This is a genomic window from Kocuria subflava (assembly GCF_012163155.1).
GTDB lineage: Bacteria > Actinomycetota > Actinomycetes > Actinomycetales > Micrococcaceae > Kocuria > Kocuria subflava.
On the sequence record NZ_JAAVUN010000051.1, the window covers coordinates 1 to 5,337 of the forward strand.

The 5,337-nt window shown below is 61.9% G+C and carries 7 protein-coding genes; 5 read left to right on the forward strand and 2 right to left on the reverse strand.

The annotated features are described in order from the left end of the window. Positions 1 to 184 precede the first annotated feature (184 nt). On the reverse strand, positions 185 to 337 hold the full coding sequence (locus tag GTW58_RS12665; protein WP_157980601.1) for a hypothetical protein: 153 nt from the start codon (positions 335 to 337) through the stop codon (positions 185 to 187). Positions 338 to 694: 357 nt separating this feature from the next. Between GTW58_RS12665 and GTW58_RS12670 the strand changes: the two genes are divergently transcribed. From GTW58_RS12670 to GTW58_RS12680, 3 genes are read left to right on the forward strand one after another with little or no spacing between them, the layout of a single operon-like run. Continuing rightward, complete coding sequence (locus tag GTW58_RS12670; protein ID WP_119933773.1) at positions 695 to 1,114, forward strand: GntR family transcriptional regulator; 420 nt, start codon at positions 695 to 697, stop codon at positions 1,112 to 1,114. Next, the gene (locus GTW58_RS12675) at positions 1,111 to 2,094 is read left to right on the forward strand and encodes an ABC transporter ATP-binding protein (RefSeq protein WP_119933774.1); all 984 of its coding nucleotides are present in this window, start codon (positions 1,111 to 1,113) and stop codon (positions 2,092 to 2,094) included. Before GTW58_RS12670 ends, GTW58_RS12675 begins: the two co-directional genes overlap by 4 nt. After that, positions 2,091 to 2,807 (forward strand): hypothetical protein, encoded by a 717-nt coding sequence (locus GTW58_RS12680; RefSeq protein ID WP_119933775.1) that lies wholly within the window; start codon positions 2,091 to 2,093, stop codon positions 2,805 to 2,807. Before GTW58_RS12675 ends, GTW58_RS12680 begins: the two co-directional genes overlap by 4 nt. Positions 2,808 to 2,973: 166 nt before the next feature. On the opposite strand, the gene ppsA is transcribed toward GTW58_RS12680, so the two are convergent. Continuing rightward, positions 2,974 to 4,422 carry a phosphoenolpyruvate synthase gene (ppsA, locus tag GTW58_RS12685; protein WP_119933776.1) on the reverse strand — a complete coding sequence of 483 codons (1,449 nt, stop codon included), beginning with the start codon at positions 4,420 to 4,422 and terminating at the stop codon, positions 2,974 to 2,976. Between the two features lie 180 nt (positions 4,423 to 4,602). On the opposite strand from ppsA, the gene GTW58_RS12690 reads away from it, so the two are divergent. Both GTW58_RS12690 and GTW58_RS12695 read left to right on the forward strand, forming a co-directional pair. Beyond that, positions 4,603 to 5,106 carry a GyrI-like domain-containing protein gene (locus GTW58_RS12690; RefSeq protein ID WP_119933777.1) on the forward strand — a complete coding sequence of 168 codons (504 nt, stop codon included), beginning with the start codon at positions 4,603 to 4,605 and terminating at the stop codon, positions 5,104 to 5,106. Between the two features lie 41 nt (positions 5,107 to 5,147). Continuing rightward, complete coding sequence (locus GTW58_RS12695) at positions 5,148 to 5,282, forward strand: MerR family DNA-binding transcriptional regulator (RefSeq protein ID WP_232818138.1); 135 nt, start codon at positions 5,148 to 5,150, stop codon at positions 5,280 to 5,282. Positions 5,283 to 5,337: the final 55 nt, after the last annotated feature.

Consider the following 5,337-nt stretch of genomic DNA (forward strand, 5'->3'; position numbering starts at 1 on the left):
CGTCAGATCTACAGGCAACTCAACGCCACGATCACACCTGCGGCGGCTGCTTGACATACATAGGAGATTCAACGGACGGCTCGAACACCTCCGCGGCTCCGCAATCGGCTTCCGCAACCTCACCAACTACATCGCCAGATCGCTGCTCGAGACCGGCGGGTTCAGACCCCAACTACACCCTGGATCATGATGAGCCGGCAAACCCGTTCTGCGCGGCGTCCGGAATGATGTCCGTGGGCAGTCCACCACCGACCGAGCGCGGGGCGGAAAAGATCCAGATGTTGGTCAGCAGTGTGCCCAGGATGGCAATGCCACGCAACACGTCCAACGCCGGCAACCGACGCTTAAGCCCGTGGGTGGTTGCCGTTCGAGTGTGGTGGGAGGCGATGCGGTGGCTGTGGACACGCAGGACCTTTCAGATGGGGGGATTCAACACCTTCAGCGTAGAAATATCCGGCCTGTGCCAACACGGCTGAAGGAATGAACCCGCCTACATCCAGCGTGCAGACCTTGGCCGCCCCAGGTTCATCCGTGCGCTGCACTGTCTCCTGCTTTGGAATGACTCCTCATGCCCAGAACTCGGCGAATGTCTGCCCCGCCTGCCGGGTGACACCAGCTGACGGCACCCTTGCCATCGAACCACTTCTATGGTTCATTAGTTGAGTAACTAACCAACTGACCAAGGGAGGATGCCGTGACACCACCTGCACCACGATCGGACCGTCCCATCTTCTTGGACCTGGCCGACCAAATCGCAGACGACATCCTCTCCGGCGCCTACCCGCCAGGCGCCCGGGTGCCCTCAACCACGGAGCTGTCCGTGCACTTCCGCATCAATCCGGCCACCGCAGGCAAAGCGGTCAACCGACTGGTGGACCAGGGAGTACTTGAGAAGCGCCGCGGCGTCGGCATGTTCGTGACTGCCAATGGTCCAGCAATCCTGCGCACTGAACGCCAAGGTTCACTGCTGCGCTCCTATGTGGAGCCCCTGCTGGCGGAAGCCAAACGCCTCGGCATGACCACGGATGACGTCGTGAGCCTCATCCGCAGCCACTCAGCCGAGCAACCCCAGAATGCGTCCAGCACACCCACTGCCTCGGAGGCTCAGTCATGAAACTCGCCACCACGTCACACGACCACCATCCCCTACACTCCGATCACCCAGATGAGTCCACCAAGACTGACGGAATCACGGTGCAAGGATTGACCAAGTCCTACGGCAAGCACCGCGTCCTGCAGGGTCTTGACCTCCGTTTGGAGTCCGGCAAGGTCTACGGCCTGTTGGGCGCCAACGGTGTGGGCAAGACCACCTTGATGTCAGTGATCCTCAACCACACTTTCCGCAGTTCCGGCCAGGTGAGAATCGACGGCCAGAATCCTGCGGAGAATGCCCGTGTTCTGGAGCGGACGTGCTTCATCCATGAGGACCAGCGTTGGCACGATGAGTACACTGCCCGGCACCTGCTCCAAGCCCTTCCAGCGTTTTATCCACGGTGGTCTGCCCAAACAGCACAACACCTGTTGGACCGTTTCAGTGTGCCGCGCAAGACTCCGCTGAAGAAGCTCTCCCGTGGTCAAAGATCAGCGTTGGCCATCTCAATTTCGCTGGCCAGCAGGGCGGACTACACGTTCCTGGATGAACCGTATCTGGGCCTGGACCCCTCCTCGCGGAACATCTTCTATGAGGAACTCATGCTGGCTGTTTCAGAGCACCCTCGCCTGGTCCTGATGTCCACGCACCTGATTGATGAGGCTGCAAATCTCATGGAGGACGTCATCCTCATGCGCTGGGGGCGGATTGACCTGCATGCGCCGGTCGAAGACGTCACGGCATCCATGACCGCAGTCCGCGGCATGGACACGGCAGTGGATGAGTTCACGGCGGGGTACGACGTCGTGTCATCCCAATCTCTTGGCCGGATCAAGTCCGTTCTGGTCAGAGGATCCGTGGTGGGCCGCGAACAGCAGCGTGCAGAAGATCTCCACCTGTCCGTTGAATCCCCAGGCCTGCAGGAGATTGTGGCGGCCTTGGGTGTTCTGGATGCCGAGCAGAACACACCTGAACATGTTGAGAACAAGGGAGACCTGTCATGAAGTACCCGTTGCGCAGTTTTCGCCTCTACATGGCCCTGCGGACCCACTCGATCTACGTGGCCCCCTTGATGTTGGCCGCCGTCCTGGCGCTGACCATGCTGGCCGGTCTCATCACCGGCATTGTGACCGGTTTTCCCCTACCCCAGGAGGTTGCCTCCACATTCACAGGCCTGGGAATGCTGGTCAGTGTGCTCATCGGTTTCTTCATTTCATCCGCGGCCCTGGCGGTCAACCGCACCTTTGCCACTGTTCTTGCCTTCGGTGGAACCCGGCGCGATTTCTGGGTGGGCAGCTCCATGGGTTTTGCCGTCACCGCCTTGATTGCGGCAACCTGCGGCACCATCCTGCTGGGTCTGGAACACCTCACGGACGGTTGGATGATCGGTTTGCCGGTTTTCGCCACGCCAGTACTGGGAGACGGTCATCCCGTGGTGACCTTTGTGGCGATCTTTGCCTATTCCATGGCCGCACTGTTCACAGGGGCAGCTTTCGGCACCATCTTCCGGGCCTTTGGCGCCACCGCTGTCACGGGCGCGATTGTGGCGGCAGTGTTGTTGCTGGCCGCAGCCGTGGCACTGTTTGTGTGGCAGCGGGAGTTCACCATGGATTTCATCCGCTCACTCGGCGCGTGGGCGCCCACGGTAGGTGTCTCAGCGTTCGCCGTCGTCTGCCTGGCCGTGAGCTACGGGGCCAACCAACGCGCCACCGTCTGAACCCCTGACGCCAGCAGGACAACGACGCCGGACCGCCCCACACCCCGTGAGATCACCACCAACTGATGAGATGACACCCAACAGAGTGTCATCTCATCAACAAGGGGTGATCTCATGGATCCAGGGACGCCGGACCGGGTCAGCCATCCCGGTCCGGCGTCGTTTCTCACTGCCCCACGGTTTCCAACACGTCCAGGACGCTGTCCGGGTTCAGGGAGATCGAGTCGATCCGGTGCTCCACCAGGAACCTGGCGAAATCCGGGTAGTCGCTTGGGGCCTGGCCACAAATGCCAACCTTGCAGCCGGCGGCGTGCGCCTTCTCATTGACCTGGGCGATGGCCGTCTTCACGGCTTGATTGCGTTCGTCGAACAGGTCGCTGAGCTCCTCCGAGTCACGGTCCACGCCCAGGATCAACTGGGTGAGGTCGTTGCTGCCGATGGAGAACCCGTCAAACCGCTGCGCGAATTCCTCGATCAGGAACACGTTGGAGGGGATTTCGCACATCATGTAGAGCTGCAATCCGTCCTTGCCGCGTTCCAGACCGTTCTCCGCGAGCACCTGGATCACACGGTCCGCCTCCTGCGGGGTTCGCACAAACGGGATCATCACCACCAGGTTGTCCACCCCGATTTCCTCACGCGCCCGCTTGATGGCACGGCATTCCAGCGCAAAACCGTCCTTGTAGTTCTGGCTGTAATACCGGGAGGCCCCGCGGAAACCCAGCATGGGGTTTTCTTCCTTGGGCTCGAACTGGGTGCCGCCGATCAACTGTGCGTACTCGTTGGTTTTGAAGTCGCTCATGCGCACAATCACGGGATCCAGGTACTGGGAGGCCGCAATGGTGGCGATCCCGCGGGCCAGGTGGTCCACAAAGTACTCGGACTTGTCCTGGTAACCGGCCGTGAGCTCCTCAATGGTGGCCCGAACAGCAGGGTCCTCCACCTGATCGAACCTGGTCAGCGCCAGCGGGTGGATCTTGATGACGTCGTTGACAATGAACTCCATCCGCGCCAACCCCACACCGTTGACCGGCAACCGCCACCAGTGCAATGCGGCATCCGGGGTGGCCAGGTTGATCATCAGACGCACCGGCGAGTTCGGCAACTCATCCAGGGAGAGTTGCTTCTCCTCGAAAGGCAGGGCGCCGGCGTAAACGAACCCCTCACTGCCCTCCGCACAGGAGACGGTGACCATTTGACCGTCCTGGATGGAGCGGGTGCCGTCCCCGGTGCCGACGACGGCGGGCACGCCCACCTCGCGGCTGACCATTGCCGCGTGGCTGGTGCGGCCACCGTGATCCGTGACGATTGCCGAGGCCCGTTTCATGATGGGGCCCCAGTCGGGGTCGGTGCGTTCGGTGACCAGGACGTCGCCGTCGTTGAGTTTGTCCATGTGGTCCGGGCTGTGCAGGACACGGGCGGGACCGACGGCGATGGACTCCCCCACAGAGGTGCCGGAGGTGACCACGGAACCGCGTTCCTTGAGGTCAAAGGTGGTCATGGCGGTGGCGGCCTTGCGCGACTGCACCGTCTCCGGGCGGGCCTGGACGCTGAACAGCTCACCGGTCACGCCGTCCTTGGCCCACTCCATGTCCATGGCGTTGCCGTAGCACATGTCGGAGTTGCAACCCTCGAAGAAGGGCGCTGCCGCAGATGACTCGACCTTGACATCGTGGCAGCTGGCCCAATGAAGCCTCAGACCGAGGGCGCTTGACCTTGCCCCTGGGGGAAGGCGTCAAGTGGTTGCAGGTGGTCAAAACGCCACCGGCAATACGAAAAGAGGACGTGATCTGAAATGGCACTAAACATCGCAGCCGAAGAGCGGCAGACTGTTCACTACATCGGCATTCCCCTCAGCGCCCGATTCTCGGAGTTTGGCGCGCACGGCGGACCCAACGAGGCGATCCCGCGGATCTATCAGTGGCTGGGCGAGCACCAGGTTGCGCCGCTTGGCGGGCCTCTCTATGTCTACCGTCACATCGGAAACAGTGATGACACGGTTGACCTCACAGTCGCGGTGCCGATCTCCGCACCAGTCAAGCCGACTGACGGTCTCGTTCTCGGTGCCCTCCCGGCAGGCACCTACGTCGTCGGCCGCCATGTCGGTGCGCCTGATGCCATCCCGGCGGCGCACAGCGAGGTCAAGAAATGGGCCGAGGCCAACGGGCATCGCCTCGACGTCCTCGAAGACGACAACGGTGGACTGTGGACCGGCCACGCCGAGCACTACCTCACCGGTCCCGCAGAAGAGCCGGACCGCTCCAAGTGGGCCACCGATCTGCTGTTCAAGACCGTCTGAGCGCGCAGAGCCTTCGATAGACTGGGCTCTTGAGGAGGGGCATGGCCGATCTGATGACGATTGGGGAGTTCGCGGCGGCCACATGGCTGTCGCCGAAGGCGCTCCGGCTCTACGACCGGAACGGTCTTCTCTCGCCCGATGCGGTCGATCCGTTCAATGGGGCCCTTCACAGATGAGCATGGGTAGCGGTGTGCGCGTGGGCGTCTCGAGGGGTGTGTTGTGAGGTCTGGG